Genomic DNA, 25,540 nt, shown 5'->3' with positions numbered 1-25,540 from the left:
GGAGGCGTCGTGGACGTACTGACAGACAACTTCTCCACCTTCGGCAAAGGGTTCGTCGGGACCGTCGAACTCACCGTGTACGCCTCCATCCTGGCCCTTGTGCTCGGCTTCGTGATGGCGTCGTTCCGGGTGGCGCCGGTCGGCTCCTTCCGGGCGATCGGCACGGCCTGGGTGACGATCCTGCGCAACACCCCGCTCACGCTGCTCTTCTTCGCGGTGCTGCTCGGGCTCCCGCGCTTCGGACTCGTCCTGCCCTTCAAGGTGTTCGCCGTCCTCGCGCTCGGCTGCTACACCTCCGCCTTCATCTGCGAGGCACTGCGCTCGGGCATCAACACCGTCCCCAGGGGCCAGGGCGAGGCGGCCCGCAGCCTGGGGATGACCTTCGGTCAGACGCTGTCCATGGTGGTGCTCCCGCAGGCCTTCCGGTCCGTCATCCCGCCGGTCGGCTCCACCCTCATCGCACTCGCCAAGAACTCGGCCATCGCGGGCGCCTTCAGCGTCACCGAGCTGCTCGGCACGTACAAGACGCTCAGTGAGCTCGGCTACAACATCATCTGGACGTTCGTCTGGATCGCCGTCGGATACCTGATCATCACCCTCGCCATCAGCGCCGTCTTCAATGTCCTCGAGAAGCGCTGGGGAGTCGCCCGATGAACGCCCTCTCCCACGAATCCACCGCCCTCTACGACGTACCGGGACCGAAGACCGAGCGCCGGCACAAGCTCTACGGCCTTCTCTCCACCGTGATCCTGCTCGCCCTGGTCGGCTGGCTGATCTATCTGCTCTTCGACACCGGCCAGTTCACCGCGACCAAGTGGACGCCCTTCGAGTACAAGGGCATCCAGGAACTCCTCCTGAAGGGCCTGGGGAACACCCTCAAGGCCTTCGCCATCTCCGCGGTACTCGCGCTCGCGCTCGGCGGACTGCTCGCCATGGGGCGGCTCTCCGATCACCGTCCCGTGCGCTGGCTCGCCACGCTCCTCGTGGAGTTCTTCCGCGCGATGCCGGTCCTGGTGATGATCTTCTTCGTCTTCGTGGCGCTGAAGGTCCAGCCGCTGCCGGCCCTGGTCACCGGGCTCACGCTCTACAACGGCTCGGTGCTCGCCGAGGTCTTCCGCTCGGGCGTGAACTCCGTGGAGCGCGGGCAGCGTGAGGCGGCGTACGCACTCGGGATGCGCAAGACGCAGGTGATGACGCACGTCCTCGTACCGCAGGCCGTGCGCGCCATGCTGCCCGCCATCATCAGCCAGTTGGTGGTAGCCCTCAAGGACACCTCACTCGGCTATCTGATCACCTATGAGGAGTTCCTCCACGCCGGGAAGCTGATCGCGTCGAACCTCGACTACGATCTACCTTTCATCCCCGTGGTTCTGGTGATCTCGCCGATCTACATCGGGATGTGCATGCTGCTCTCGTGGTTCGCCCAGTGGGTGTCCAAACGACAGCGGCGCAATCCCAAGACCGAGGCCGCGGACGTGGCATCGGCCGAACCAGGGACGCTGCTGCCGGGTCCGCAGTAGCTAAAGGGGCCAGGGCCCACCCGGCAGCAGCCGGTGATCACTGTTCGCGCAACGGGACCGACACGTATGACGGGTCGGACGCGGGCGAGGAGAAGGTCAGCTGTGCGCCGGACGGGTTGTGCTCGATGTAGAGCGGGTCGACCGTGTCGACCACCAGGGCGAGCTTGTGTCCTGCCGGAACGTCGTAGGCCGTGGAGAACAACTCCAGGTCCACGCCGAACGGCCGGCCGGGAGTCTTGCCGTGGAAGGTGTACGGCGCGTTGCTGACCAGCTTGCCGAGGCCGAGCGGGCCCACGTCGTAGAGGTACGCGACGAGGGTGCCGCTCTCCTTGGTGCTGGTGAGCGTGGTGTGCAGTTTCGCCGTCCCGCGCACCTGCTGGGCCTTGTCGTACTTCTCGGACTGCCAGACGCCCGCGTAGCGGCGCGGGAGCAGCGGTACCGAGGCCACCGGTGGGATCTTGAGGAACTGGTCGAGGGTGTTCGAGAGCAGTACGGTGCCGCCGTTGGCGCCCGAGTCGACGTTCGCGCGGATCGTGGTGGAACCCGCCAGGTCGATCTTCCTCTTCGCCGCGCCGACGGACTTCCAGTCGGGATAGCCCTCGTAGCCGCCCGTGGAACGGGACTTGAGCTGGACGGGCTGCTCGTCCTCGACGCCGTTCCGCTCGCCCTTGAGGTAGTGGTCGAACCAGCGCCGGGTGGAGGTCCAGGTGTCGTTGGGCAGCCCGAACAGGCCGGTCAACTCGGAGGTCGCGTGGTCGCCGGGGCGGAACTCCAGGCGCTTGGGGCCCGTCAACCGCTCGTAGAACTCGGCATATTGGTTGGGCGGGAAGATGGTGTCGCCCCAGGCGTTGCCCAGCATGACGGCCGCGCCGTTCTTGTTGATCCGGTCGATGTAGGTCGCGGGGGAGCGCTTCCTGCCCCACGCGATCATCTCGTCCTCCTTGTTCAGATTGGACCCGAGGAAGTCCTTGAGGGTCTGCTGGAGTTCGGGTCCTGGACGGCCCGTGAGGACACCGGCGCCGCCGAGCAGGCCGGCGGCCTGCTGGTGCTGGGTGCGGCCGCTGTAGATCGAGTCGATCAGGTCGCCCCAGCCGCTGAGCGCGGCCACGGCCTTGATCCGCTTGTCGTGCCCGGCGGCGAGCAGGCTGATGCCCGCGCCGTACGAGACGCCGCCCATGCCGATCTTCTCCGGGTCGGCTGGGGTGTTCTCCAGCGTCCAGTCGATGACCTTGGAGGCGTCCGCGACGTCCTTGGGGCCGCCGGTCTCGATCTCTCCGCCGGACTGCCAGAAGCCGCGCGAGTTGTAACTGACCACGACGTAGCCGGAGTTCGCGAGCTGCTGGGCCTGGGCGACGTACTCGATCTGCGGCATGGCCCAGCTGGTGGGCAGCACGATCGCCGGGAACTCGCTGTCCGCCTTCGCGCCCTTGGGGGTGAAGACGTTGGCCTTGAGGATCGTGCCGCCGTCACCGGGGATGTCGACGAAGCGCACGTCCGCGGAGTTCACCGCCACTGGAGCGGTCACTGGAGCGGTCACCGGAGCGGCCGCCGGAGCCGCCTGTGCGGCCGGGGCGAGGCCGAAGGCGGCGCCGGCGACGAGAGTCGCCGACGCGGCGCCCACGGTGGTCGTACGCAGAGCCTTGCGCGGTTGTCCCACGGGTCACTCCTTACTCGTGCAAGCAAAGTGACCCGACGGTAACCTCGGGTGCTTACCGGGGGTAACCCGTCGGTAAGTTACGCGCCGGTAACGATTGTTGGGCGCTTGGCCGTCAGTTGAGCGCGCTCTTCGTCTGCCAGTCCGCCCACGAGAGGTTCCACTCGCCGTAGCCGTTGCCCGGGTCGGGGGCGCCCTTCGAGCCGCTGCCGGAGACCTCGAAGGGGTCGCCGACCTGGACCTGCCCGTAGAGCCAGGACGCGTCGCCGTCGCTCATGCCGATGCAGCCCGAGCTGTGGTTGGTGTTGCCGAAGTACGAGGCGTTCCAGGGTGCCGCGTGCGCGTACATGCCCGACCAGGTCAGACGCATCGAGTTGTCGACCATCTTGTCGTAGGCGTCGCCGAGGCCGACCGTCTCGGAGCGCATGTTGATCGTGCCCTCCTTGGCCATCAGGACGGACGTGCCGCCCCAGGACGCCTTGTCGCCGCCGGGGGTGCCCGCCGACATCGGCACGGTCTTGACGCTCTGCCCCTCGCGCACGAGCGTCGCCCGCTTGCTGTCCAGGTCGACCTTGACCTTCTGGCTCTTGCCGACCGTGAAGCCGGTGGAGTAGTCACGGACGAACCAGCCGCCGTCCGTGCCCGTGTCGACGCCGTTGAGCCGGGCGTCGAGCCTCACCTTGGTGCCGGACTTCCAGTAGTCCTTCGGGCGCCAGTCGACGCGGTCCTTGCCGTCGTAGTTCTTGATCCAGCCCCAGGATCCGGTGGTGTCGTTCGAGGTCGTCACCTTCAGGTGCTTCTCGACCTCGGCCTTGTTCTTCACCGGGTGATCGAAGACGACCGAAAGGGGCTGCGCGACGCCGACCGTGGTGTCCTTGCCGGGAGTCAGGGACAGCTTGTTCACCTGCTCCGGGGCGGCCGTCCTGAAGGAGGTCCGCGCGCTGCCGCCCTCGTCGGTCGTCGCCTTCACCTTGTACGAGGTGCCGGGCGCCGCCTTGCGGTCAGAGGTCCAGGTGGTGCCGTTCGCGGCGACCTTCCCGGTGAGCTTCGCGCCCTTCGCGTCGGCGACCGTGACCTGCTTCAGCCTGCCGTCGGCCAGCGTCACCTTGACCGGGGAGCCCGCCTTGGCCTGCTTGCCGTGCGGGGTCACGGAGATCTCGGGCTTGTCCGCGGCCATGTCGGCGGAGGTGGAGGCGGACGAGGTGCCGCCCGAGCAGGCGGTCAGGGCGGCGGCGAGCGCCGCCAGGCCCGCGGCCGTCGTCGCGGCCCCGGTGCGGCGGGGGCGTATGGAGTGGCGGCGACTGGACGAGCTCTGGGACCTCAAGGGAACGTACCTCCGTGCGAATGTGGAACTGCACGGTGAGAGGGCCAAAGGTCCCGTTGGGTTGTCTCTTGCCCCGAATTTCCCGACTAGGTCACAGAAGCGGGTTATGGGTCGGCGTGCGCGTCGGCGCTCGGTGATCGCCCGGTTACTTGGCGCGATGGGCCGCGCGCGGCGGTGTGATCGCGGGGGCCGGGGCCTGAGCGGCACGGGTGACGTCTCCGACGAGCTCGACGACGTCGGGACCGTACGCCTGGGAATTGACGACCTTCAGGAGCAGGACGAACGTGTTGGCGCCGTGCTTGCGGGCGAGGCGCTCGTGGTGGCGGGCGAGATAGCGGGTGGCCGCCTGGTTGGTGATCGCGCGCTGGCCGCAGAAGACGAACACGGGTCTCGCCTGCTGGTCCTGCCCGGCGGTGAGCCGCGCGAGGATCACGTACTCCGTGAGGCCGCCCTCCATGCGGTACCGCTCGCTGCCGATCTGGAACGCGCCGCGGTCCGGGCCGGGCTCCGGCTCGGTGTTGACGCGGACGCCGGGCAGCAGGGAGTGCATGTGCGCGGCCATGCGGCGGTTGACCGCCGGGGATCCGACGCAGAACTCGGTGCGTTCGCCGAAGCTCTGCTGGGCGGCGTCGTGCGCGACGAGCTGGGCGTGCGCCCCGCAGTCCTTGATCAGCGCCGCCAGCTCGATGAGCGCGGACACGTCGTGGCGTACGACGGTGAGCTCGGGCCCGCCGGACTCGCGGTTCACCACGAGCAGCGACTCGGAGTTGTCGGGCAGCCCGAAGAAGGCCTGCTTGCGGCGGAGCCCCCGCCGCCAGAGGTGGGTTCGGGCGAGCCAGCCCAGCACGGCCCCGAGGCCGGCCGCGATCAGGCCGAGGACGATATTGCGCACGTCTTCAGTCATGGGGGCGCATGCTAGCGGTCTTTAGGACCGGTGTTCGAGGCGGTCCTGACGTGGTGGGGGTCTCGAAGTTACGCTGCGCGGACGGTTGTTGACTGGAGGTACGAATGCGTCGTGCTGTCGTACGGAATCTGACGCTATTGGCGGTCGGAGGGGTGTTGGTGTCGGTCGGAGCGGCGGTGCCCGCTTCGTCTCCGCGTTCGGCTGAACCGGCCTCGCCGTCCACGGAGAAGGAGCCAGTGGCCGTCGGCTACGGCGGTGCCGTCTCCAGCGTCGACGCGGACGCGTCGGCCGCGGGCATCGAGGTCCTCAAGAAGGGCGGCAACGCGGTGGACGCCGCGGTCGCCACGGCGGCGGCCCTCGGCGTGACAGAGCCCTACTCCTCGGGTGTCGGGGGCGGTGGGTACTTCGTCCACTACGACGCCAAGACCCACAAGGTGAGCACGGTCGACGGCCGCGAGACGGCCCCGCGCACCGCCGACTCCGGCCTCTTCCTGGAGAACGGCAAACCGATCCCTTTCGCGGACGCCGTCACGAGCGGCCTGGGCGTGGGCACCCCGGGCACCCCCGCGACCTGGCAGTCCGCGCTCGACGCGTGGGGCAGCAAGCGGCTCGGTACGCTCCTGAAGCCCGCCGAGCGGCTCGCGCGCGACGGGTTCACGGTGGACGAGACCTTCCGCTCGCAGACCGAGTCGAACCAGAAGCGGTTCGCCGACTTCCCGGACACGGCCGAGCTGTTCCTGCCCGGCGGCGCGCTGCCCGTGGTCGGCTCGACGTTCAAGAACCCCGATCTCGCGCGTACGTACGCGGAGCTGGGGAGCAAGGGCGTCGGGGCGATGTACCGGGGCGGCATCGGCAAGGACGTGGTGCGGACCGTGAACAAGCCGCCCGTCGACCCGGCGTCGGGGCGCGTGGTGCGGCGCGGCGATCTGTCCACGAAGGACCTGAAGGCCTACGGGGCGAAGAGGCAGGCGCCGACGAAGACCTCGTACCGCGGGCTCGACGTCTACTCGATGGCTCCCTCGTCCTCCGGCGGCACGAGCGTCGGTGAGGCGCTCAACATCCTTGAGCGGACCGACCTCTCGAAGGCCTCCAAGAAGAAGTACCTGCACCGCTACATCGAGGCGAGCCGCGTCGCCTTCGCCGACCGCGGGCGCTGGGTGGGGGACCCCGCCTTCGAGGACGTACCGGCGAAGGAACTGCTCTCGCAGAAGTTCGCCGACTCGCGGGAGTGCCTGATCCGCGACGACGCGGTCCTGAAGAGCCCGCTCGCGCCGGGGGATCCGCGCGATCCGGCCGCCTGCGAGTCCGGTGACAAGGCCGCCCCGACCACGTACGAGGGGGAGAACACGACGCATCTCACGGCCGCCGACAAGTGGGGCAACGTCGTCGCCTACACCCTGACCATCGAGTCGACGGGCGGCAGCGGGATCACCGTGCCCGGACGCGGCTTCCTGCTCAACAACGAACTGACCGACTTCTCCTTCGCGCCGGCCGACCCGGCCGTGCACGACCCGAACCTGCCGGGTCCGGGGAAGCGGCCCCGGTCCTCGATCGCGCCGACGATCGTCCTGGAGAAGGGGAAGCCGGTGGTCGCGCTCGGGTCGCCGGGCGGCGCCACGATCATCACGACGGTCCTGCAGACCCTCACGGGGTTCGTCGACCGGGGCCTTCCGCTCGTCGATGCGATCGCCGCGCCGCGCGCGAGTCAGCGCAACGCGGCACAGACCGAGTTGGAGCCCGGCCTGTGGGACAGCCCGGTGCGGGCCGACCTCGAGGCGATCGGGCACTCCTTCAAGCAGAACCCCGAGATCGGGGCGGCCACCGGCGTGCAGCGGCTGCCGGGCGGCAAGTGGCTCGCCGCGGCGGAGAAGGTACGCCGGGGTGGCGGGTCGGCGATGGTGGTGCGGCCCGGCTGACGCGGGCGGGGGCCGGGTGGGCCGGTCTGGTCCGAGTTCCATCGCGCCAATTACTGTACCGGTATGAGAATAGTTTTCCGGCCGGGGTTCGGACTAGACTGACGCCATGGTGCGCACCCCCTTGACCCCAGAAGAGCACGAACGCGGCGAGCGTCTCGGCCGGCTGCTGCGCGCGGCGCGCGGTGAGCGGAGCATGGTGGAGGTGGCCGCGAGCGCCGGGCTCTCCGCGGAGACGCTCCGGAAGATCGAGACGGGGCGGGCTCCGACGCCCGCGTTCTTCACCGTTTCGGCGCTGGCGGTGACGCTGGGTCTCTCGCTGGACGAGGTGGCTCAGGCGTGCGTGCTGATGCCGCTCGCCCCCGTGTGAGGGCTGCCGATCGCCCCCGTGTGAGGGTGCCGACGTCATGCGTCATGGCGTCGGGGACCACTCGGCGGCGTGCTCGGCGGCGAAGTCCGCGAAGCCGCGGGCCGGTCGTCCTGTGACCCGCTCGACGGTGGGGTCCACCCGGTCCTCGCAGCCGTGCGCGATGTCGTCGTCCATGGCGGCGAGCATGCGGGCGAACGCCTCCGGTATCCCGGTGGCGATGAGCCGCTCGCGGAGGTCCGCCACCGGGACGTGGCGATGGCGGATCTCGCGCCCCGAGACCTTGGAGACCGCCTCCGCGATGTCCGCGTAACTGAGTGCTCGCGGGCCGGTGATCAGGTGCGCCGAGTTATGTGGGCGCTCGTCCGTCAGGGCTCTTACGGCGACGGCGGCGATGTCGTCCGCGTCGACGAACGCCACCCGCCCCTGCTCGGTGGCCGTCACGATCTCGTCCGCGGCGCGGATGTTCTGGATGTGGGGATGGCCGGGAGTGACGAAGTTCTGCATGAACCACGAAGGGCGCAACACCGTCCACTCCGGGGCCAGTTGACGCAGTGCGCTGTGGACCTCCCCGGCGCCGGGCGCACCCTCGGCGATGGCGGAGGAACTCAGGAGCACGAAGCGGCGCACGCCCGCGTCCAGTGCGCGCTCCAGGAACGGCACCATGAGGCGGGCGGGCTCGGCGTCCCCGATGGGCGGTACCAGGTAGACGCCGTCCGTGTCCGTGAGGGCCGGGCCGTGGGTGGTGGGGTCGGCCCAGTCGAAGCGGACCTGGCGGGTGCCCCGGGCGGGGGTGCGGCTGCCGACGCTGACGGACATGCCGTCCTCGCCCAGTGCGGTCGCCACGCGGCGGCCGGTGGTGCCGGTGCCGCCGGTGATGAGGAAGCGCATGGTCATCGGGTCTCTCCGGGGCGGGTGGCGCCGACGGGGATCTCGCCGTCGAAGGCGTCGGCGGCGAGGGCGCCGTTCCAGTAGTCGCGAAAGCGTGTGATCCGCCCGTCGTGGACGGTGACGACCTGGATGTACGGCATGTCGAAGGGGCGGCCCGTGGCGACCGCGCGGCCTGTGCCGCGCAGCTCGACGACGATGGTCTCGGGGTCGTCGGTGCGGTGGACGGTCAGGTCCTCGAAGCTCCTCAGGTCGATGTGGTCGGGGTAGTCGGCCATGTAGTCGCGCACGGCGTCGCGGCCGGTCAGTCGGTGTGGGGCGCCGGGGAGCGCGAAGGGGAACTCGAAGACTCCGTCCTGCGCCCAGAGCGCGACCCAGCCGTCGATGTCCTTGGCGAGGAGGAGGTCGAGGGAGTGGGTGAACACGTCGGTCGCCGAAGGGTGGGTGGTGGGAGGTGCTGCGGGGTGAGGTGTCATGCCGACGACGTTAACCTGACCCCGGGTCCGTTTGCAAGTACCGGACCCTGGGTCGACTTATGCTGGGACTGCTCGCACCGCTGGAACTGCTCGTCCCGCCGGTCCCGCTCGTGCCGCTCGTCCCGCTCACCAAGGAGGAACCATCACCGCCCGCAAGGAGAGAGCCGACTCCGTCCGCAACAGAGCCGCGCTGCTGGCCGCCGCCACCCGGCTCTTCCGGGAGGCCGAGGACCCCGACAGCGTCAAGATGGCCGACATCGCCCAGGCCGCCGGTGCCGGGAAAGGAACGGTCTTCCGGCACTTCTCCGACCGCCTCGGCCTGGTCAGGGCCCTGGTCGTCGAGGAGACGCAGGAGTTGCGCGAGCAAGTCGTCGACGGACCGCCGCCGCTGGGTCCCGGCGCGCCGGTGGCCGAGCGGCTGCCCGCGCTCATGGCCGCACTCCTCGACCTCAAGTTGAGCCAGCGAGCGCTGATGCTCGCCCTCGACCGGGCGGGAACCGGCAGCCCTTACCTCAATCCGGCCTACGACCTGTGGCACTCGGAAGTGGCCGGGATGCTGGTCGGCGTGCAGGGGCGTGAGGGCGCCGACTACCTCGCCCACGTCCTGCTCGCCGCCGTCCGCAGCGACCTGGTCGAGCATCTGACCAGCCAGGGCGCGAGTCCCGGACAGTTGCACGCGGGGCTGCGGCGGCTGTGTGCCACGGTTCTCGCCCGCGGTGCGGATGGTGCGGATGGGGCGAACGGCGAGGCGTGAGGCGCCGCGGAGTGGCCGGGAAAACTCCGTGTAGCCGTCCCGTAACACGACTGGTGTTATCTTCCGGACCGGAAGTCTCCCTGTCTTCATGGGGCGGTGCTGGCTCGGATGGCGGTAGGACAACTCCCCGATCACGTTCGGGAGTTCGCGAGGTACTTGAGGAACCTCCAGGCGCAGCTGGATCCGGGCGCCGGATGGTGCGGCGTGTTCTGGTCCCGCGACCCCGCCGGGATGCAGGCCTGTCTGGACGGCGCGGAAGTGCCTCCCTGGGACGTGATGGAGGCGCTGCTGCGCGATCTGGCCGTGGGGTGCGGAGCGCAGGCCGCCGAACGCGAGGCGGGCCTCGCGTGGGGCCTGCACAGTGCCTCGCTGGCCGCGTACGACGCGCGGCCAGGTGGGCGCGGGCAGCTCGCTGAGCGCCTCGACATGATGCTCACCGAGCAGCGGTTCGCCGTGGAGCGCCAAGCCGAACTGGGCCGCTCGCTCGCGGCCGCGGTCGCGCCGGACGAGGTGGAGCGGCTCAGCCGTGATCTGGCCTGGTCCCGGGACGACCACGAGCGGGCGACCGCGCGGTGCGCGGAACTCCGTGAGCGCATCGAGCGGTTGGACCGGGCGGGTCGCCCGCAGTGGGTCGACTTCGGCACTCCGCTGTCGGACGACTTCGCGGGGGAGGAGGTGGACGACTTCGAGGCCCGCGCGTCCGGCGGCTTCGACGCCCTCGCGTCGGGCGGCCTCAGGGGCCGGTCGGTGGGGGACTTCAGAGCCGAGGAGTTCGACGACTCCGGTGAGCGTGCGGCGACCCGGTTCGGGGCGTCGCCCTCCTTCAGGGCGCGGGGTGCGGACGGCTTCGGAGCCACAGCCGCGGGGGCCGCGGGGGGTGACCCCGACGCCGGCGCGTCGGAACGTGAGCCCCGGACACGGGAGTTCGGGATGTCCCCGGCCGATCAGAGCGCCTCAGTTCCCGACTCCCGCACGCTCAGCGTCGACTCCGGTCCAGGCCCGGACTCCGGCTCGGCCGACTCCGGCTCCGCCCTGGGACCCGAATCCGCCTCGGACCCCGACATCACGCCGACGCCCCGGGAGACCCCCCGCGGCCCGAGGCCGGGCCGCAAGTCACGCGACGCGTTCCGCCGCCCCCGCCTTCCCCGAGGCGCCCGTTTCGCGGGGTTCACCGGGCCGGACGCGGACAGGGACAGGGACAGGGGCGGGGACGGAGGCACGGACGAGGACGGGCACGCGACCGGGACCGGCGCCGTCCCCGTGCCGGACACGGCTGTGCGGCCGCGTGCCGCGAGCAGACCGCGCGGCGCGCGGTTCGCGCACGCCGCCGGGCCGGACGGCGCCGATGAAGCCGTGAGGCGTGAAGTCGTCGCACCGGACCGCGAGGCCGAGCAGGCCACCGCCGAAACCGTCGCCGCCCTGGTGCGGCTCCGCGGCGAGGGCCGCAGCGGCGAGGCGCACGGCGTACTCGTCGAGGCGGCGGGCTGGCCGGCGTCCCGCCTCCCCGCGCTCGCCGGTGAGCTGCATCGCGCGGGGCTCGGCGCCGACTGGTCGACGCTGCTCTGGGAGGCCGCCTCGCTGCCGCCCGAACCGCTCGTCTCGCTGGCCGACGCACTCGCTTCGGCAGGCCGCGCCGACGACTGCCGCAAGCTGCTGCGGCAGGGTGTCGCACGGCCCGCCCCGGAGATCGCGGAGGCGGTGCTCGCGCTGATGGACGAGGGACGCGAGCGCGACGCCCGCGCCCTGCTCGACGCCTATCTCCGCGTCCGCGCCCCCGAGGACGTGGCCACCTGCGCGCACACCGATCCGTACCGCCTCATCCCGCTGCTCCTCCAGGCTGCTCAGGGAGTGTCGGAGGAGCGCCACTGGGATCTCGTGCACGCGCTGCGCGTTGCCGGATTCAGTGCCTGACGGGCTCGTTCCGTCTGTGCTTTCCCGATCGGTTCTCGCCCGCTCGGGTGCGAAACATGATCGACTGCGCTGGTTAACGGCGATGGTCTTGCCCCGCCCGGCGACGAGGCTTACGTTTTCTGCTCTACGCATCAAGTCTACGGGCGTAGAAGCTCTCTGACGTCCCGTCGAAGGAGCAGCTCATGGCCAACGTCGTACGCGCCGCACTGGTCCAGGCAACCTGGACAGGCGACACCGAATCCATGATTGCCAAGCACGAGGAGCACGCCCGCGAGGCGGCCCGCCAGGGTGCGAAGATCATCGGTTTCCAGGAAGTGTTCAACGCCCCCTACTTCTGCCAGGTGCAGGAGGCAGAGCACTACCGGTGGGCCGAATCCGTGCCGGAAGGACCCACGGTCACGCGGATGCGGGAACTCGCACGCGAGACCGGCATGGTCATCGTCGTCCCGGTCTTCGAGGTGGAGCAGTCCGGGTTCTACTTCAACACCGCCGCGGTGATCGACTCCGACGGCTCGTATCTCGGGAAGTACCGCAAGCACCACATCCCCCAGGTCAAGGGCTTCTGGGAGAAGTACTACTTCAAGCCGGGCAACGCGGGCTGGCCCGTCTTCGACACGGCGGTCGGCAAGGTCGGCGTCTACATCTGCTACGACCGCCACTTCCCCGAGGGCTGGCGGCAGCTCGGCCTGAACGGCGCCCAGATCGTCTACAACCCCTCGGCCACCTCCCGCGGCCTCTCCGCCTACCTCTGGCAGTTGGAACAGCCCGCTGCGGCCGTGGCCAACGAGTACTTCATCGCCGCGATCAACCGCGTGGGCGTCGAGGAGTACGGCGACAACGACTTCTACGGAACGTCGTACTTCGTCGACCCGCGCGGACAGTTCGTCGGCGAGAGGGCGAGCGACAAGGCCGAGGAACTCGTGGTCAGGGACCTGGACCTGGGGCTGATCGAGGAAGTGCGCCAGCAGTGGGCGTTCTACCGGGACCGCCGACCCGACGCGTACGAAGGGCTGGTGCAGCCGTGAGGGACCTCCACACCCGCCACCGGGCCGTCCTGCCCGAGTGGCTCGCGCTCTACTACGCCGACCCGCTGGAGATCACCCACGGCGAGGGCCGCCGCGTCTGGGACGCGGACGGCAAGCAGTACCTCGACTTCTTCGGCGGCATCCTCACCACCATGACCGCCCACGCCCTGCCCGAGGTCACCAAGGCGGTCAGTGAGCAGGCCGGGCGCATCATCCACTCGTCCACGCTCTATCTCAACCGGCCGATGATCGACCTCGCGGAGCGGGTCGCGGGCCTCTCCGGCATCCCCGACGCCCGCGTCTTCTTCACCACGTCGGGCACCGAGGCCAACGACACGGCCCTGCTCCTGGCCACCGCGCACCGCCGCTCGAACCAGATCCTGGCGATGCGCAACAGCTACCACGGCCGCTCCTTCACGGCCGTCGGCATCACCGGCAACAACGCCTGGTCGCCGACCAGCCTCTCGCCGCTCCAGACGCTGTACGTCCACGGGGGCGTGCGCAGCCGAGGGCCGTACGCGGCACTGGGCGACGCCGAGTTCATCGAGGCCTGCGTCGCCGACCTGAAGGACATGCTCGGCCAGGCGCGCGGGGGAGCGGCGGCGCTGATCGCCGAACCCGTCCAGGGGGTCGGCGGCTTCACCTCGCCTCCGGACGGTCTGTACGCCGCCTTCCGCGAGGTCCTGCGGGAGCACGGCGTCCTGTGGATCTCGGACGAGGTGCAGACCGGCTGGGGACGCACCGGCGACCACTTCTGGGGCTGGCAGGCGCATGCCGCCGAAGGACCGCCGGACATCCTCACCTTCGCCAAGGGCATCGGCAACGGCATGTCCATCGGCGGCGTCGTGGCGAGCGCCGAGGTCATGAACTCCCTGGACTCCAACTCCATCTCGACCTTCGGCGGCTCGCCGGTCACCATGGCGGCAGGCCTCGCCAACCTCACGTATCTCCTGGAACACGACCTCCAGGGCAACGCGCGGCGCGTCGGCGGTCTGCTCATCGAGCGGGTGCGCGCCATCTGCGCCCAACTCCCCGTCGTACGCGAAGTGCGCGGCCGTGGCCTGATGATCGGTGTCGAGCTGGTCGATCCCGAGACGGGCGAGGCCAATCCGAGGGCCGCCGCCGCCGTGCTCGAAGCGGCCCGCGAAGGCGGACTCCTGATCGGCAAGGGCGGCGGCCACGACACCAGTGTCCTGCGCATCGCCCCGCCCCTCTCGCTGACCGTCACGGAGGCGGAAGAAGGGGCGTCCATCCTCGAACAGGCCCTGCGGAGCGCCTAGTTCACGAGTCTGTCAACAGGAACGTACGAGCATGAAAGGGAGCGCCCCATCATGAGTACCCGCACCCTGATCCGTGGCGGACTCGTCATCACCGCCGCCGAAGAGACCCATGCCGATGTGCTGATCGAGGACGGCCGGATCGCCGCGCTCGCCGCACACGGCTCGGGCGCCGCGGAGGCGTGGACCGCTGACCGCGTCTTCGAGGCCTCCCACAAGTATGTGATCCCGGGGGGAGTCGACGCGCACACGCACATGGACTTCCCGTTCGGCGGCACGTTCTCCTCCGACGACTTCGAGACGGGCACCCGGGCCGCGGCCTGGGGCGGCACCACCACGATCGTGGACTTCGCGGTGCAGAGCCGGGGGCAGGCGCTGCGCGCGGGCCTTGACACCTGGTACGCCAAGGCGGACGGCAAGTGCGCGATCGACTACGGCTTCCACATGATCCTCTCGGACGTCAACGAGAAGTCCCTGAAGGAGATGGACCTTCTCATCGAGGAAGGGGTCAGCTCGTTCAAGCTCTTCACCGCGTATCCGGGCGTCTTCTTCAGTGACGACGGCCAGATCCTGCGGGCGATGCAGAAGGCCGCCGGCAACGGCGGGCTGATCATGACGCACGCGGAGAACGGCCTTGCCATCGATGTACTGGTGGAGCAGGCCCTCGCCCGGGGCGAGACGGACCCGCGCTACCACGGAGAGGTGCGCAAGGCGCTCCTGGAGGCGGAGGCGACGCACCGGGTGATCAAGCTCGCCCAGGTGGCCGGTGCGCCGGTGTACGTGGTGCATGTGTCGGCACAGGAGGCCGTGGCCGAGCTCGCCAGGGCCCGCGACGAGGGTCTGCCGGTGTTCGGGGAGACCTGTCCGCAGTACCTTTTCCTGTCCACGGACAACCTCGCGGAGCCCGACTTCGAGGGTTCCAAGTACGTCTGCTCGACGCCGCTGCGACCGCGCGAGCACCAGGCCGCGCTCTGGCGCGGATTGCGCACGAACGACCTCCAGGTGGTGTCGACCGACCACTGCCCGTTCTGTTTCGTGGGGCAGAAGGAGCTGGGCCGCGGCGACTTCTCCAAGATTCCCAACGGCCTCCCCGGCGTGGAGAATCGCATGGACCTCCTGCACCAAGCCGTGGTCGACGGGCACATCAGCCGTCGGCGCTGGATCGAGATCGCCTGCGCGAGCCCGGCCCGGATGTTCGGTCTGTACGGCAAGAAGGGCACGATCGCCCCGGGCGCGGACGCCGACGTCGTCATCTACGATCCGGCCGCCGAGCAGGTCATGTCGGCGGACACGCACCACATGAACGTGGACTACTCCGCGTACGAGGGCAAGCACGTGACCGGCCAGGTGGAGACGGTCCTGTCGCGGGGCGAAGTGGTCATCGACGAGCGGAGGTTCACCGGCCGGGCCGGGCACGGCGCCTATGTCCCGCGCGGCACCACTCAGTACCTCGGCTAGGAGAGGCGACGCACCATGGACTTCGGACTCGTCCTGCAGACCGATCCGCCGGCATCGCAGGTCATCAGCCTGATGAAGCGGGCCGAGCGCAATGGATTCGGCTACGGCTGGACCTTCGACTCGGCGGTGCTCTGGCAGGAGCCCTTCGTCATCTACAGCCAGATCCTGGCGAACACCGACCGGCTGATCGTCGGCCCGATGGTCACCAATCCGGGCACCCGTACCTGGGAGGTGACGGCCTCCACGTTCGCCACGCTCAACGACATGTACGGCAACCGCACCGTGTGCGGCATCGGCCGCGGCGACAGCGCGATGCGGGTGGCGGGCCGTACGCCGAACACCCTCGCCCGGATCAGCGAGTCGATGAAGGTCATCCGCTCGCTGGCCTCGGGCGGGGAGGCGGACCTGGGCGGCACCACGATCCGCTTCCCGTGGATCGGTCCTGACGCCCGGCTCCCGGTCTGGATGGCCGCGTACGGACCCAAGGCGCTGAAGATGGCGGGCGAGGAGGCCGACGGCTTCATCCTCCAGCTGGCCGACCCGTATCTGACGGAGTCGATGGTGAAGGCGGTCAGGGCCGCGGCCACGGCGGCGGGCCGCGACCCGGCGTCGGTGAAGATCTGCGTCGCGGCCCCCGCGTACCTCACGCAGGACGACTCACCCGCCGCGCTCGCCCACGCCCGCGAGCAGTGCCGTTGGTTCGGCGGGATGGTCGGCAACCACGTGGCCGACCTGGTGGCGAAGTACGGCGAACACTCGGACCTGGTCCCCGAGGCCCTGACCGAGTACATCAAGGCCCGCGAGGGCTACGACTACTCCCACCACGGCCGTGCCGACAACCCCGACACGGCCTTCGTCCCCGACGACATCGTGGACCGCTTCTGTGTGATCGGCACCGCGGAGCAACACATCGCGAAACTAGGGGAGTTGAAGCGTCTGGGAGTGGATCAGTTCGCGCTGTACGCGATGCACGACGCCCGTGAAACCGTCATCGACGGGTACGGCGCCAAGGTCATCCCCGCCCTGTCGTGAGCAGCCCCACCTCCAGGTCGGCGACGACCCCGTAATGGTCACTGGCCCACACGCCGTCGGCAGGCTTGTCGAAGGCGAGGTCGGCACTGCGCACGCGGGCGAAGGCGTTCGGGTGCGCGTGCGGTGAGCCGACGAAGACGTAGTCGAGCCGGCGGCGGTGACCGGGCTGACGCACCAGGAGCTCGATGTCCTCGGCCGCGTTCGGGTTGTCGGCGCTCCAGGTGTGCCCCGGGCCGCAGCCCGCGATCTCCCACACGTCGTGGAAGTGGGTACCGCGCCCCGAGAGTGACTGCCGACCGGTCAGATAGCGGACGCAGGCGGAGTCGGGGTCCGCGTTGAAATCACCGGCCATGATCGTGGGCAGGGCCGTGCGGTGCCGGGCGTCCAGATCGCTCAGGGCCAGCACCTGTCGCTCCCGTTGCGCCTGCGCCTCAAGCCGGAACGACGTCGTCGTCGCGATGAACAGGATGTCACCGAGGCCGGGCAGCGGCACGAGGGCGGCCGGCGTGAGCCACGGGACGTCGGGCGCGTCCGTGCCGCGCTGATCGAGGACTTCGACGACGCGGTGCGGCCACCGCGTCGCGATCGCCGTGCCGCCGTACCGGTCCGCGTAGGGCGGAGCCGTCGCGGTGGTCTGCGACTGGTGGGTGCCGTGCAGCCCCGTCCCCTCGATCAGGGCGGGCAACTGGTCCGGCAGGACCTCCTGGAAGGCGACGAGATCCGGCGCGAGCCGCGCCAGCTCGGCGTTGATCAGCGCCTGCCGGGCGGCGGCGTCGCCGCGGGTGTTCCACACGTTCAACGTCACGACGCGCAGTCTCGTCGTCATCGGATTCCTCTCCACGGGTGATCCAGGGGCGCGATTGGCATGGCTGCTGTCATGGCTGCCGGACCGCGATGACGTCGAACTCCAGCGTCACCTTCGGACTCACGAGAACCGAGGTCGCGGCGTTCCAGTTCACGCCCCAGTCCTTGCGGTTGATCGTGACGCTGCCCAGGAAACCGACCCGGAAGTCGCCCTGCGAGTCCCTCTCGGCGGCGGTCAACTCGACGTCCATGGTGATCGGTTGGGTCACACCTCGAATCGTCAGGTCGCCGGTGACCTTGTAGGTGGTCGCGCCGGCCGGCTCCACCTCGGTCGAGACGAAGGTGATGACCGGGTGGCTTTCCGTGTCCAGGAAACTGCTGCGCAGCTGGTCGTCGCGCTGCTGATGGTGGGTCTTCAGGCTCGTCGCCCGGACCGTGAGGCGTGCGCTGGACTTCGACGGCTCATCGCCGTACAGGTACGCGCTGCCCTCGTACTCCTCGAACTCCCCGCGCACCCTGGTGGACATGGAGTGCCGGGCGACGAACCCGATCCGGGTGTGGGCGGTGTCGAGGACGTAGGCGCCGGTCAGCTCGCGGAGACTGATCGTGGTGGGCATGGTGGTCACTCCTGGAGATGGGTAGAAGTGGAGGCGGTCAAGGTCCGAGGTCCGGCGGGCTGTGATGTGCGCGGATGCCGGAGTGGGCGCCGCCCCCGTCAGGGGGCCGGATCCCTTTCCGGGTCGGCCGGTGCGAGTGCCCGCCCCTTCGAGGCGCGTACGGACGGCGGCCGGAGTCCCGGACCCCGGCACCGGGACTCCAGCCGCCGTGCCCCGCGTCCGCTCCGCCGGGTCGTCTCACCCCGGCCGACGGGTCATCCGAACTGACCGGGCTTGTAGTCGCCCGCGGGCTGCTGGGTGAGGACATTGAGACGGTTGAAGGCGTTGAGGACGGCGATGATCGACACCAGGGCGGCGAGCTGGTCCTCGTCGTAGTGCTCGGCGGCGTTCTGCCAGGCCTCGTCGCTGACACCGCCCGCAGCGTCGGCTATGCGCGTGCCCTGCTCCGCCAGTTCCAGGGCGGCCCGTTCGGCGTCGGTGAACACCGTCGCCTCCCGCCAGGCCGCCACGAGGTTCAGACGCTGCGCGCTCTCACCGGCATGCGTGGCGTCCTTGGTGTGCATGTCGACGCAGTATCCGCAGCCGTTGATCTGGCTGACGCGGAGCGCGACCAGTTCCGGCGTCGCGGGCGGCAGGGGCGCGTCCATGCCCTGCCCCGCCGCGGCGAGGTGCTTGACGACCTCGGCGGAGACGGGGTTGGTGTGGAAGTTGATGCGGGCTTGCACAATGATCTCCCTTTTGATGACCGGCCGCTCCACCGGAGAGGCGGAACGCCTGTTCGCGGGATCGTGTTCGTTCCCACCATGACGACGAGGCGGCCACCGGAAATGTGAGGCGGCGTCCCGACGTCACATTCCGGGCGGCTGTCTCGTCGTAGTGGTGAAGACACCTGCGGCCAAGGGAGCGGCGACACCATGAGGACCCAGTGCGAGCCCGGAGACGGACGGCTCGACCCGAGCCTGAGCGCGATCATGAGTGAGCGGCGGCAGCTGATCAATCTCGCGTACCGGCTCCTCGGCTCGCTGACCGATGCCGAGGACGTCGTGCAGGAGGCCTACACGCGCTGGTACGCCATGTCCCCGCGGCAGCGGGAGTCCATCGCGTCCCCCGGTGGCTGGCTGACGAAGGTCGCCACTCACATCTGCCTCGACCAGCTCCGCTCGGCACGGGCCAGGCGCGAGAGCTATGTGGGCGAATGGATCCCGGAGCCGCTGCCCGATCGCGCTGAGTGGGTCGCGGGGCGGCGGGGCGGTGCGACCGCCGACCCGGCCGACCGGGTCACCCTCGACGAGTCGGTCGACATGGCGTTCCTCGTCGTCCTGGAATCGATGACCCCGGCCGAGCGCGTCGCGTTCATCCTGCACGACGTCTTTCGCTACTCCTTCGCCGAAGTGGCCGAGATCGTCGGCCGGAGCCCGGCGGCATGCCGTCAGCTCGCCTCATCGGCGCGCCGCCGCATTCGTGCCGCGGATGCTCCCGCGCGTCCGGCGGCCCGCCGCGCCGCCGTCGTCAGGGACTTCAAGCACGCGTGGGAGGCCAAGGACATCGAGGCGCTCATCGGCCTCCTCGACCCCGACGCCACGGCGCTCGCCGATGGCGGAGGCCTGGTCAACGCCGCGCCCCACCCCGTCGTGGGCGCCGAGGAGATCGCGCGCTACCTGGTGGCCGTCACCGGCATGGTGCCCGCCCAGACGATCCTGGAGCGCACGGTCAACGGCCGGCCCGGCCTGGTGGTCCAGCACGGCGGCGTCACCACATCGGTGATGGCCTTCGAGATCGCAGGCGACAGGATCAAGCGCTGCTGGGCGGTACGGAACCCCGAGAAGCTGCGGCCCTGGACGACATGCTGACGACTGGCGCACACGGCTCCGCTTCGCCGCCGGTTTCGCTGCTTGTGCGGCGCGAAGTATATTTTGCGATCTTTGTCGTGCGGTAAACTAACGAAAGTGAGCCAAGGTGCTCTCTTGGGTACATAGTTGCCCAATATTCAAGCGGGCGACGGTGATCGCCGACGGTCGGATGGGGTGGGCAGGAGATGGGTCGCAGTGTTCGCGCCGCCTGGATCCCCGTGACCGGTACCTCCCGCGACGGCGCCGAGGTGCGTGCCGCCATGGTCGTACGCGTCGACAACACGCCCCGCGACAGCGTGCCTGATACCGACGGCACCGCGACGAGCAGCCCGCGCCGCTGACGCATCCGGAGTCTCAACTCCGTACGTGCCGCGCCCAGTTGTTGTCATCCCACCTGCCCGACGGCATGAGTGTCGCGCGCCCGTGTCGCGCTGCCGTGTCCGCCTCCTGTCGGCGAGCCGCCGCGCTTTCGGCGACCCGCGCCGGGCCGCAGGCCATCGACCCGACGAGGGAGAGCAGATGACCACCCAGGAGATTCCCGAGCGACTCCTCCACGGCTACGCCGACATCCTCACCGGGGCGGCCGCGACCGGCCGCCGTCTGACCCGCGAGGAGCTGACGTCGCGCCGGGCGCTCGGCGCGCAGGCCGCCAACGCCGGATACGCGTGGCGCGTCCTCATACGCGAACACCTCAACGCCACCCGGCTCCACCGTCCCGCGACCGGCGACCCCGACCATCTGCTCGCCACCGCCGAGCAGGCCATCGACGCCTTCGCCGAGGGCTACGAACACGCACAGCGCCAGGTCGTACGCCAGGAGGAGGCCGCCCGGCGCGAGTTGATCGACGATCTGCTGTACGGACGCGGGGACTTGGGCCGCCACGCCGCACGTGCCGAGCGATTCGGTCTCAGGCTGTCCCACGCGCACGCCGTGGCCGTGGCGGAGGGCCTTTCCCCCTACGACGAGACCGATCCCGTGGCGCGGGACGTGGAGAGCGAACTGGTCGGCCGCTTCGGCGACCGCGACATCCTGCTCACCACCAAGGACGGCCGCCTCGTGTGTATCGCACCCGCCAGCCAGGACGAGGTGCTCGCCTATTTCGCCAAGCGCGCGCACGCCGCCACCGACGGCGGCCGCATCGCCATCGGGCGGCCGCAGCCCGGGGCGGCGGGCATCGCCCACAGCTACGAGGAAGCCGTGAGCACCCTGGAACTCGCGACGCGCATGGGCTTCGACGAGCCCGTGCTGCGCGCCGCCGACCTCCTTGTCTTCCCCGTCCTCGCCCGTGACCGGCAGGCACTGGTGGACCTGGTGCTCAACACGCTCGGCCCGCTGGAAGAGGCGCGGGGCGGAGCGGTTCCCCTCCTTGAGACCCTGTTCGCCTACTTCGACACAGGGTGCGTGGCGGCCCAGGCGGCGCGGCAACTGTCGCTGAGCGTGCGAGCTCTGACGTACCGCCTGGAGCGCATCCGCATCCTCACAGGGTCCGACCCCGCCGACCCGCTGGACCGCTACACCCTGCAGACGGCGGTCATCGGCGCGCGGCTCCTCGGCTGGCCGGCCACCTCGCTGTGAGGGGCCGGCGTGCGGGTCAGTCGGTGACGTCGATCTTTCCGTTGAGCTTGGTGGGGGCCGTGCTCGCGGGTTCGGGCGACTTGCCGCCGGTGATGTTCTTGAGGAGTTCGGCGACGTCGACGCCCGTGGTGGAGCTGAGGAGTTCGACGCCCTGGGCGACGTTGTCGGCGACCGTACGGGAGAGCTGGCCCGCGCCGTCCGTGGAGATCACGGTCATCTTGTCGATGGCGCTGAGCGGTTCGGACGCCTTGGCCACCACGCTGGGCAGGACCTCGACGAGCATCTGCAGCACCGCCGCGTCGCCGTACTGGGCGAACGCGTCGGCCTTCTTGCGCATCGCCTCCGCCTCGGCGCCGCCCTTCGCACCGATCGCGGCGGCATCGGCCTCACCCTCCAGGCGTACGGCGTCGGCGAGCGCGGCACGCTGGGCCTTCTCGCCCTCACCGGTCAGACGCGCCCGGTCGGCGTCGGCCTCCGCCTGCTTGACCAGGGAGACGCGGCGGGCCTCCGCCTCCTGCTCCGCCTGGTAACGGGCGGCGTCGGCGGGCTTACGGATCTTGGTGTCGAGCTCGCGGTCGGTCAGCGCGGCCTGCCGCTGGGCGACCTTCTCCTGCTCGGTGAGGACCTCCTGCTGGCGGGCGGCCTCGGCGAGCGGTCCCGCGGCCCCGGCACGCGCGGCCGCCTCGTCGGTCTCGGCCTTGATCTCGGCCTGCTTGAGGTAGAACGTCCGCTGGGCGACGGCGATCTCCTCCTCGGCCTTCAGCCGGGCCTGCTCGGCGGCGCGGCGGGCGACGGCCTCGGCGATGTCCGCCTCCTGCCGGGCACGGGCCGCCTCGGGGCGGCCCAGGTCCTCCAGGTAGGAGCCCTCGGTGGTGATGTCCTGGATCTGGAAGGCGTCGAGCACCAGGCCCTGGCCGGACAGGCTCGCCTCGGCCTCCTCGGCGACCTGACCGGCGAAGGCGGCCCGGTCGCGGATGATGTCCTCCACCGACATCCGGCCCACGATGGAGCGCAGCGCGCCGGAGAGCACTTCCTGGGTGAAGCCGACGATCCCGCCCTGCTGGGCGAGGAAGCGCTGGGCCGCCGCGCGTATGGAGTCCTCGGTGCCGCCGACCTTGACGATCGCGACGCCCTCCAGGTTGGCCTTCACCCCGCGCAGAGTGACAGCGCCGCGCACCGCGATGGGGATGTGCCGGGAGGAGAGTTCGAGTGTGAACTTCTGCTGGACGAACGGCACGACGAAGACGCCACCGCCGACCACGACCTTCTGGCCGCTGTTGTCGGTGATGACGCGGCCGGTGTCGGGATCGGTGGACTTCTTGCCGCGCCGCCCCGTCACGATGAAGGCCTCGCTGGGCCCGGCGACCTTGTAGCGGGTCACGACGACGAGTGCGAGCAGTACGAGGAGTACGACGACTCCGATGACGGCGATCAGAACTGGACTCATGGTGAATTCCCCCCTGCCTCCCGGAGGGCGGCAGATCGGTGATGTTGTACGTGGGGCCGGGTGTGGGCGTGGGCGCGAGCGGTGCTCAGCGCTGCACGGGGCGTACCGCGACCGATGTCGGCGAAAGCGCCGACTCCACCCAGATCTCCGTGCCGCGGGTGACGGCCACGGCGCTCCTTGCGGAGAACTTCACGGGCTGGCCGCCCAGTTGGAGCAGCACCTCGCCGTATCCATCGACGGGGATCGAGGTGACCACGGCCCCCGCGGTGCCCACGAGGTCGTCGCCCCGTGGCGTGGCCGCGGTCTGATCCCGCATCAGGGCGCGGCTGAACTTCCAGGTCAGTAAGGCCGCTGCCACGCCGACGACGGCTCCGATCGCGGTGGCGCCGCCCGCGCCGAGCCCGGTGGTGCCGAGCACGATCGCGCCGCCGAAGCCGAGCATGGACACGAACCCCGCGATGACGGGAAGGGACAGCAGCCCCTCGAAGAGCCCGTCGAGGACTCCGATGCCGTCGAAGAGTCCTTCAAGAACCCCGCCGAAGACGAGGGAGAGGACCAGCAGTGCGATTCCCGCGATGCCAAGGCCCAGGAAGACAGTCACCGGAGCACCTCCCCAACTTGCCGGATGTCTCGGTGTGGTCGGGATCGTCGCATGCGGGGGAGATCGCGCACATTGCCACGATCCGGCAATGATCAGCCTTCTTTCATGCCGGTCCGTGTTCCGGCCCGGGGCCGGTCCGTGTTCCGCCTCAGCCGGTCCGGCTCCGGGCACGTCGACCGAGGAGTTCCGCCAGGCCCTGGCGCGTCGCGGCCAGGACGACGCGGTCCTGGGAGCGCAGTACGTATCCGGGGTGGAGGTCCCAGACGAGGCCCGCCGGGCGGTCGGTGTCCTCGTCGGTCCGGGCGGCCGTCAGGTCAGGGAGCCGCTCGTCCGGTGCGGTGGAATCCAGGGCGATGACCCGCCATACGCCGGGCCTGAACGATTCGGCGATGGTCCGTCCCTCCAGCTGACGGTGGCCCGCGACGTCGAGGGCTGCGAACAGGAGCACCCGCCGCTCGACGGGTATCGCGCCCAGGATCTGCCGCCCCATCATGGCTCCCGCGAAGGCGGGGGCGGCGAGGGTGGAGACGCTGCGGCTGCGCGTGAGGGCCTGCGGGTGGGCGGTGCGCAGGGTGCGGTAGACGGCGGTGGCGAACGTGTCGTCGTACAGCCGAAGGGCCACGCGCACATTGGGCTTGATCGAGCGGGCGTACAGGGCGGCTTCGAGATTCGTGGTGTCGACGCTGGTGAGGGCGAGCAGCGCGTGTGCGCGGTGGATCTTGGCGGCTTCCAGGACACCTTCGTCCGTGACGTCGCCGACGACCGTGGGCACGCGCAGGCGGCGGGCGAGCGGGATGCCGCGCGCCTCGGGGTCCTCCTCCACGCACACGACGGGGATGCCGAGTTCGCGCAGGCGGGCCAGGACGCGGGTGCCGATCTTGCCGAGGCCGAGCAGGACCACATGGCCGGAGAGGCCGCGCGGTGGACGGCGCAGGGAAGAGGCCGTGCGGAAGGTGCCGAGGGCCTCCAGGACGGCGGCGAACAGCACCGGAAGGAGGAGCAACCCGGCGAGTCCGGAAAGGAGTTGAAGCACCTGGCGGGCGGTGGACTGGCCGATCGCGGGGTCGTCGATGGCGAACAGGTCGAGCAGGGTCAGATAGGCGGCGGCCAGCGGGTGGGCGTTGCTGGTCAGCCAGTTCGCCACCGCGAGGCCGAGCACACAGGCCATGAGCCCGGCCACCGACCAGCGCAGGCGGGGCGAGAAGAGCGAACCGAACGGAAGTCCGCGCGCGGCCAGGCGGCCGGTCGCCCGGTCGGGCCCGGCGTACGAGACGGCCTTGAGGACCACTGTCCCCCTGCCCGTGGAGGAGCTGACGGTGCTGTCGTCGGGCAGCAGCACGGGCCCGTCCTGGCCGCCGTCGTCCGAACCCTCCGAGCCCGCGGGGTCGTTGGTGGTCGACGAGAGCACGGCGAGCGTGCACAGGCCGGGGTCGGCCGTCGCATCGCGGCCCTGCGGGTCGCGTTCCACGGCGCGCAGGAGCAGCCCGTCGGCCTGGACGACCTTGCTGGTGCCCGCGACGGCGGTGGCGGCCAGGGCGGGGGCCGCGGTGTCGGCGTCGGAGAGGACGGTGGTGGAGGCGTTCACCTCGGCCGGGTCCAGGCCGGGGAAGGCGACCGAGGCGGCCTGGTCGAGGAGGTCCTCCAAGTGCTGGCCCAGCTTGCGGTTGTAGAGCCGGATCACGATCCGCAGGCGGGGGTTGAGACGGCGGGAGACGAGCGCGGCGTGGATGTTGGTCTCATCGTCGTCGTACACAAGGGCGAGGGCGGCGGCGTCGTGGACGCCCGCTTCCACGAGGGCCGCCTCGTCGGGCTCCGGCGCCTCCAGGACGCGGGGGACCTCGGGCCGCGTCGCCCCGTCCGCGCCGCCGGGCGTACCGGCCGCGCGCGCCATGACGGCCTGCATCCGGCCCAGGAGGGCGGTGGCCCGGGCCCGTCCGGCCGATCCCGACCGTGGGCCGTCGGCCGGAAGGGCGGAGGGGACGACGACCGTCACCCGCTCGCGGTACACCGCGCGCAGTTCGGCGGCGAGGCGCTCGGCGAGGGCGTCGTCACCGCACACGATCATGTGGCCGCTCTGCGGTGGCTGCCGCGCCTGACCGGGAAGCGGCGGGCCGTCGTCCGGATCCGGATGGCGGCGATCCGG

General features: G+C 70.4%; 24 protein-coding genes. 13 read left to right on the top strand and 11 right to left on the bottom strand.

Annotation, left to right across the window (positions count from 1 at the left end; translation table 11 throughout):
- Nucleotides 1-9 precede the first annotated feature (9 nt).
- Both ACFVXC_RS03225 and ACFVXC_RS03220 read left to right on the top strand, forming a co-directional pair.
- Entirely contained in the window at nt 10-654 is a 645-nt protein-coding gene (locus ACFVXC_RS03225) for an amino acid ABC transporter permease (protein ID WP_389900926.1), read from the top strand.
- Nucleotides 651-1,520, top strand: a complete 870-nt coding sequence (locus ACFVXC_RS03220) for an amino acid ABC transporter permease (RefSeq protein ID WP_389900925.1) — start codon at nt 651-653, stop codon at nt 1,518-1,520. The genes ACFVXC_RS03225 and ACFVXC_RS03220 overlap by 4 nt, the downstream gene beginning before the upstream one ends.
- A gap of 37 nt (nt 1,521-1,557) precedes the next feature.
- Here ACFVXC_RS03220 and ACFVXC_RS03215 read toward each other — a convergent pair whose 3' ends face one another.
- The 3 genes from ACFVXC_RS03215 to ACFVXC_RS03205 all read right to left on the bottom strand — a co-directional run bounded on the left by ACFVXC_RS03215 (nt 1,558) and on the right by ACFVXC_RS03205 (nt 5,402).
- Nucleotides 1,558-3,177 carry an alpha/beta fold hydrolase gene (locus ACFVXC_RS03215; RefSeq protein WP_389900923.1) on the bottom strand — a complete coding sequence of 540 codons (1,620 nt, stop codon included), beginning with the start codon at nt 3,175-3,177 and terminating at the stop codon, nt 1,558-1,560.
- Between the two features lie 112 nt (nt 3,178-3,289).
- Complete coding sequence (locus ACFVXC_RS03210; RefSeq protein WP_389900921.1) at nt 3,290-4,498, bottom strand: Ig-like domain-containing protein; 1,209 nt, start codon at nt 4,496-4,498, stop codon at nt 3,290-3,292.
- 145 nt (nt 4,499-4,643) lie between these two features.
- Nucleotides 4,644-5,402: a hypothetical protein gene (locus ACFVXC_RS03205; RefSeq protein WP_389900919.1), complete on the bottom strand. Its 759-nt coding sequence runs from the start codon at nt 5,400-5,402 to the stop codon at nt 4,644-4,646.
- Between the two features lie 104 nt (nt 5,403-5,506).
- On the opposite strand from ACFVXC_RS03205, the gene ggt reads away from it, so the two are divergent.
- Nucleotides 5,507-7,318, top strand: a complete 1,812-nt coding sequence (ggt, locus tag ACFVXC_RS03200; protein WP_389900917.1) for a gamma-glutamyltransferase — start codon at nt 5,507-5,509, stop codon at nt 7,316-7,318.
- A 106-nt stretch (nt 7,319-7,424) separates the two neighbouring features.
- The gene (locus ACFVXC_RS03195; protein WP_389900916.1) at nt 7,425-7,685 is read left to right on the top strand and encodes a helix-turn-helix domain-containing protein; all 261 of its coding nucleotides are present in this window, start codon (nt 7,425-7,427) and stop codon (nt 7,683-7,685) included.
- 42 nt (nt 7,686-7,727) lie between these two features.
- Here ACFVXC_RS03195 and ACFVXC_RS03190 read toward each other — a convergent pair whose 3' ends face one another.
- Nucleotides 7,728-8,579 carry an NAD(P)H-binding protein gene (locus tag ACFVXC_RS03190; protein ID WP_389900914.1) on the bottom strand — a complete coding sequence of 284 codons (852 nt, stop codon included), beginning with the start codon at nt 8,577-8,579 and terminating at the stop codon, nt 7,728-7,730.
- Complete coding sequence (locus ACFVXC_RS03185; RefSeq protein ID WP_389900912.1) at nt 8,576-9,046, bottom strand: nuclear transport factor 2 family protein; 471 nt, start codon at nt 9,044-9,046, stop codon at nt 8,576-8,578. The genes ACFVXC_RS03190 and ACFVXC_RS03185 overlap by 4 nt, the downstream gene beginning before the upstream one ends.
- Before the next feature lie 142 nt (nt 9,047-9,188).
- Here ACFVXC_RS03185 and ACFVXC_RS03180 point away from each other — a divergent pair, with 142 nt between their 5' ends.
- From ACFVXC_RS03180 to ACFVXC_RS03155, 6 genes are all read left to right on the top strand, one after another.
- Nucleotides 9,189-9,800: a TetR/AcrR family transcriptional regulator gene (locus ACFVXC_RS03180; protein WP_389901556.1), complete on the top strand. Its 612-nt coding sequence runs from the start codon at nt 9,189-9,191 to the stop codon at nt 9,798-9,800.
- Between the two features lie 156 nt (nt 9,801-9,956).
- Nucleotides 9,957-11,711: a hypothetical protein gene (locus tag ACFVXC_RS03175; RefSeq protein ID WP_389900910.1), complete on the top strand. Its 1,755-nt coding sequence runs from the start codon at nt 9,957-9,959 to the stop codon at nt 11,709-11,711.
- A 182-nt stretch (nt 11,712-11,893) separates the two neighbouring features.
- Entirely contained in the window at nt 11,894-12,736 is an 843-nt protein-coding gene (locus ACFVXC_RS03170) for a nitrilase-related carbon-nitrogen hydrolase (protein ID WP_389900908.1), read from the top strand.
- Entirely contained in the window at nt 12,733-14,016 is a 1,284-nt protein-coding gene (locus ACFVXC_RS03165; RefSeq protein WP_389900906.1) for an aspartate aminotransferase family protein, read from the top strand. Before ACFVXC_RS03170 ends, ACFVXC_RS03165 begins: the two co-directional genes overlap by 4 nt.
- Before the next feature lie 51 nt (nt 14,017-14,067).
- Nucleotides 14,068-15,471, top strand: a complete 1,404-nt coding sequence (hydA, locus tag ACFVXC_RS03160) for a dihydropyrimidinase (RefSeq protein ID WP_389900904.1) — start codon at nt 14,068-14,070, stop codon at nt 15,469-15,471.
- 15 nt (nt 15,472-15,486) lie between these two features.
- The gene (locus tag ACFVXC_RS03155) at nt 15,487-16,503 is read left to right on the top strand and encodes a TIGR03842 family LLM class F420-dependent oxidoreductase (protein ID WP_389900902.1); all 1,017 of its coding nucleotides are present in this window, start codon (nt 15,487-15,489) and stop codon (nt 16,501-16,503) included.
- Here ACFVXC_RS03155 and ACFVXC_RS03150 read toward each other — a convergent pair.
- From ACFVXC_RS03150 to ACFVXC_RS03140, 3 genes are all read right to left on the bottom strand, one after another.
- Complete coding sequence (locus tag ACFVXC_RS03150) at nt 16,484-17,329, bottom strand: endonuclease/exonuclease/phosphatase family protein (RefSeq protein WP_389900900.1); 846 nt, start codon at nt 17,327-17,329, stop codon at nt 16,484-16,486. The two genes, ACFVXC_RS03155 and ACFVXC_RS03150, sit on opposite strands and share 20 nt — an antisense overlap.
- 49 nt (nt 17,330-17,378) lie before the next feature.
- The gene (locus ACFVXC_RS03145) at nt 17,379-17,924 is read right to left on the bottom strand and encodes a YceI family protein (RefSeq protein WP_389900898.1); all 546 of its coding nucleotides are present in this window, start codon (nt 17,922-17,924) and stop codon (nt 17,379-17,381) included.
- A 254-nt stretch (nt 17,925-18,178) separates the two neighbouring features.
- Nucleotides 18,179-18,649 (bottom strand): carboxymuconolactone decarboxylase family protein, encoded by a 471-nt coding sequence (locus ACFVXC_RS03140; RefSeq protein WP_389900896.1) that lies wholly within the window; start codon nt 18,647-18,649, stop codon nt 18,179-18,181.
- Between the two features lie 189 nt (nt 18,650-18,838).
- Between ACFVXC_RS03140 and sigJ the strand changes: the two genes are divergently transcribed.
- The 3 genes from sigJ to ACFVXC_RS03125 all read left to right on the top strand — a co-directional run bounded on the left by sigJ (nt 18,839) and on the right by ACFVXC_RS03125 (nt 21,349).
- Entirely contained in the window at nt 18,839-19,774 is a 936-nt protein-coding gene (gene sigJ / locus ACFVXC_RS03135) for an RNA polymerase sigma factor SigJ (RefSeq protein ID WP_389900895.1), read from the top strand.
- A 185-nt stretch (nt 19,775-19,959) separates the two neighbouring features.
- The gene (locus ACFVXC_RS03130; protein WP_389900893.1) at nt 19,960-20,115 is read left to right on the top strand and encodes a hypothetical protein; all 156 of its coding nucleotides are present in this window, start codon (nt 19,960-19,962) and stop codon (nt 20,113-20,115) included.
- 178 nt (nt 20,116-20,293) lie between these two features.
- Entirely contained in the window at nt 20,294-21,349 is a 1,056-nt protein-coding gene (locus tag ACFVXC_RS03125) for a PucR family transcriptional regulator (protein ID WP_389900891.1), read from the top strand.
- Between the two features lie 16 nt (nt 21,350-21,365).
- Here the strand turns inward: ACFVXC_RS03125 and ACFVXC_RS03120 are convergent, their stop codons facing one another.
- The 3 genes from ACFVXC_RS03120 to ACFVXC_RS03110 form a co-directional block, all read right to left on the bottom strand.
- Nucleotides 21,366-22,796, bottom strand: coding sequence for a flotillin family protein (locus ACFVXC_RS03120; RefSeq protein WP_389900889.1), 1,431 nt, complete (start codon nt 22,794-22,796; stop codon nt 21,366-21,368).
- 85 nt (nt 22,797-22,881) lie between these two features.
- The gene (locus ACFVXC_RS03115) at nt 22,882-23,397 is read right to left on the bottom strand and encodes a hypothetical protein (RefSeq protein ID WP_389900887.1); all 516 of its coding nucleotides are present in this window, start codon (nt 23,395-23,397) and stop codon (nt 22,882-22,884) included.
- 148 nt (nt 23,398-23,545) lie between these two features.
- Entirely contained in the window at nt 23,546-25,462 is a 1,917-nt protein-coding gene (locus ACFVXC_RS03110) for an NAD-binding protein (protein WP_389901554.1), read from the bottom strand.
- Between the last annotated feature and the right edge of the window lie 78 nt (nt 25,463-25,540).

Source organism: Streptomyces sp. NPDC058257 (assembly GCF_042881845.1).
GTDB lineage: Bacteria > Actinomycetota > Actinomycetes > Streptomycetales > Streptomycetaceae > Streptomyces.
This window is presented reverse-complemented; position numbering and strand designations above follow the sequence as displayed.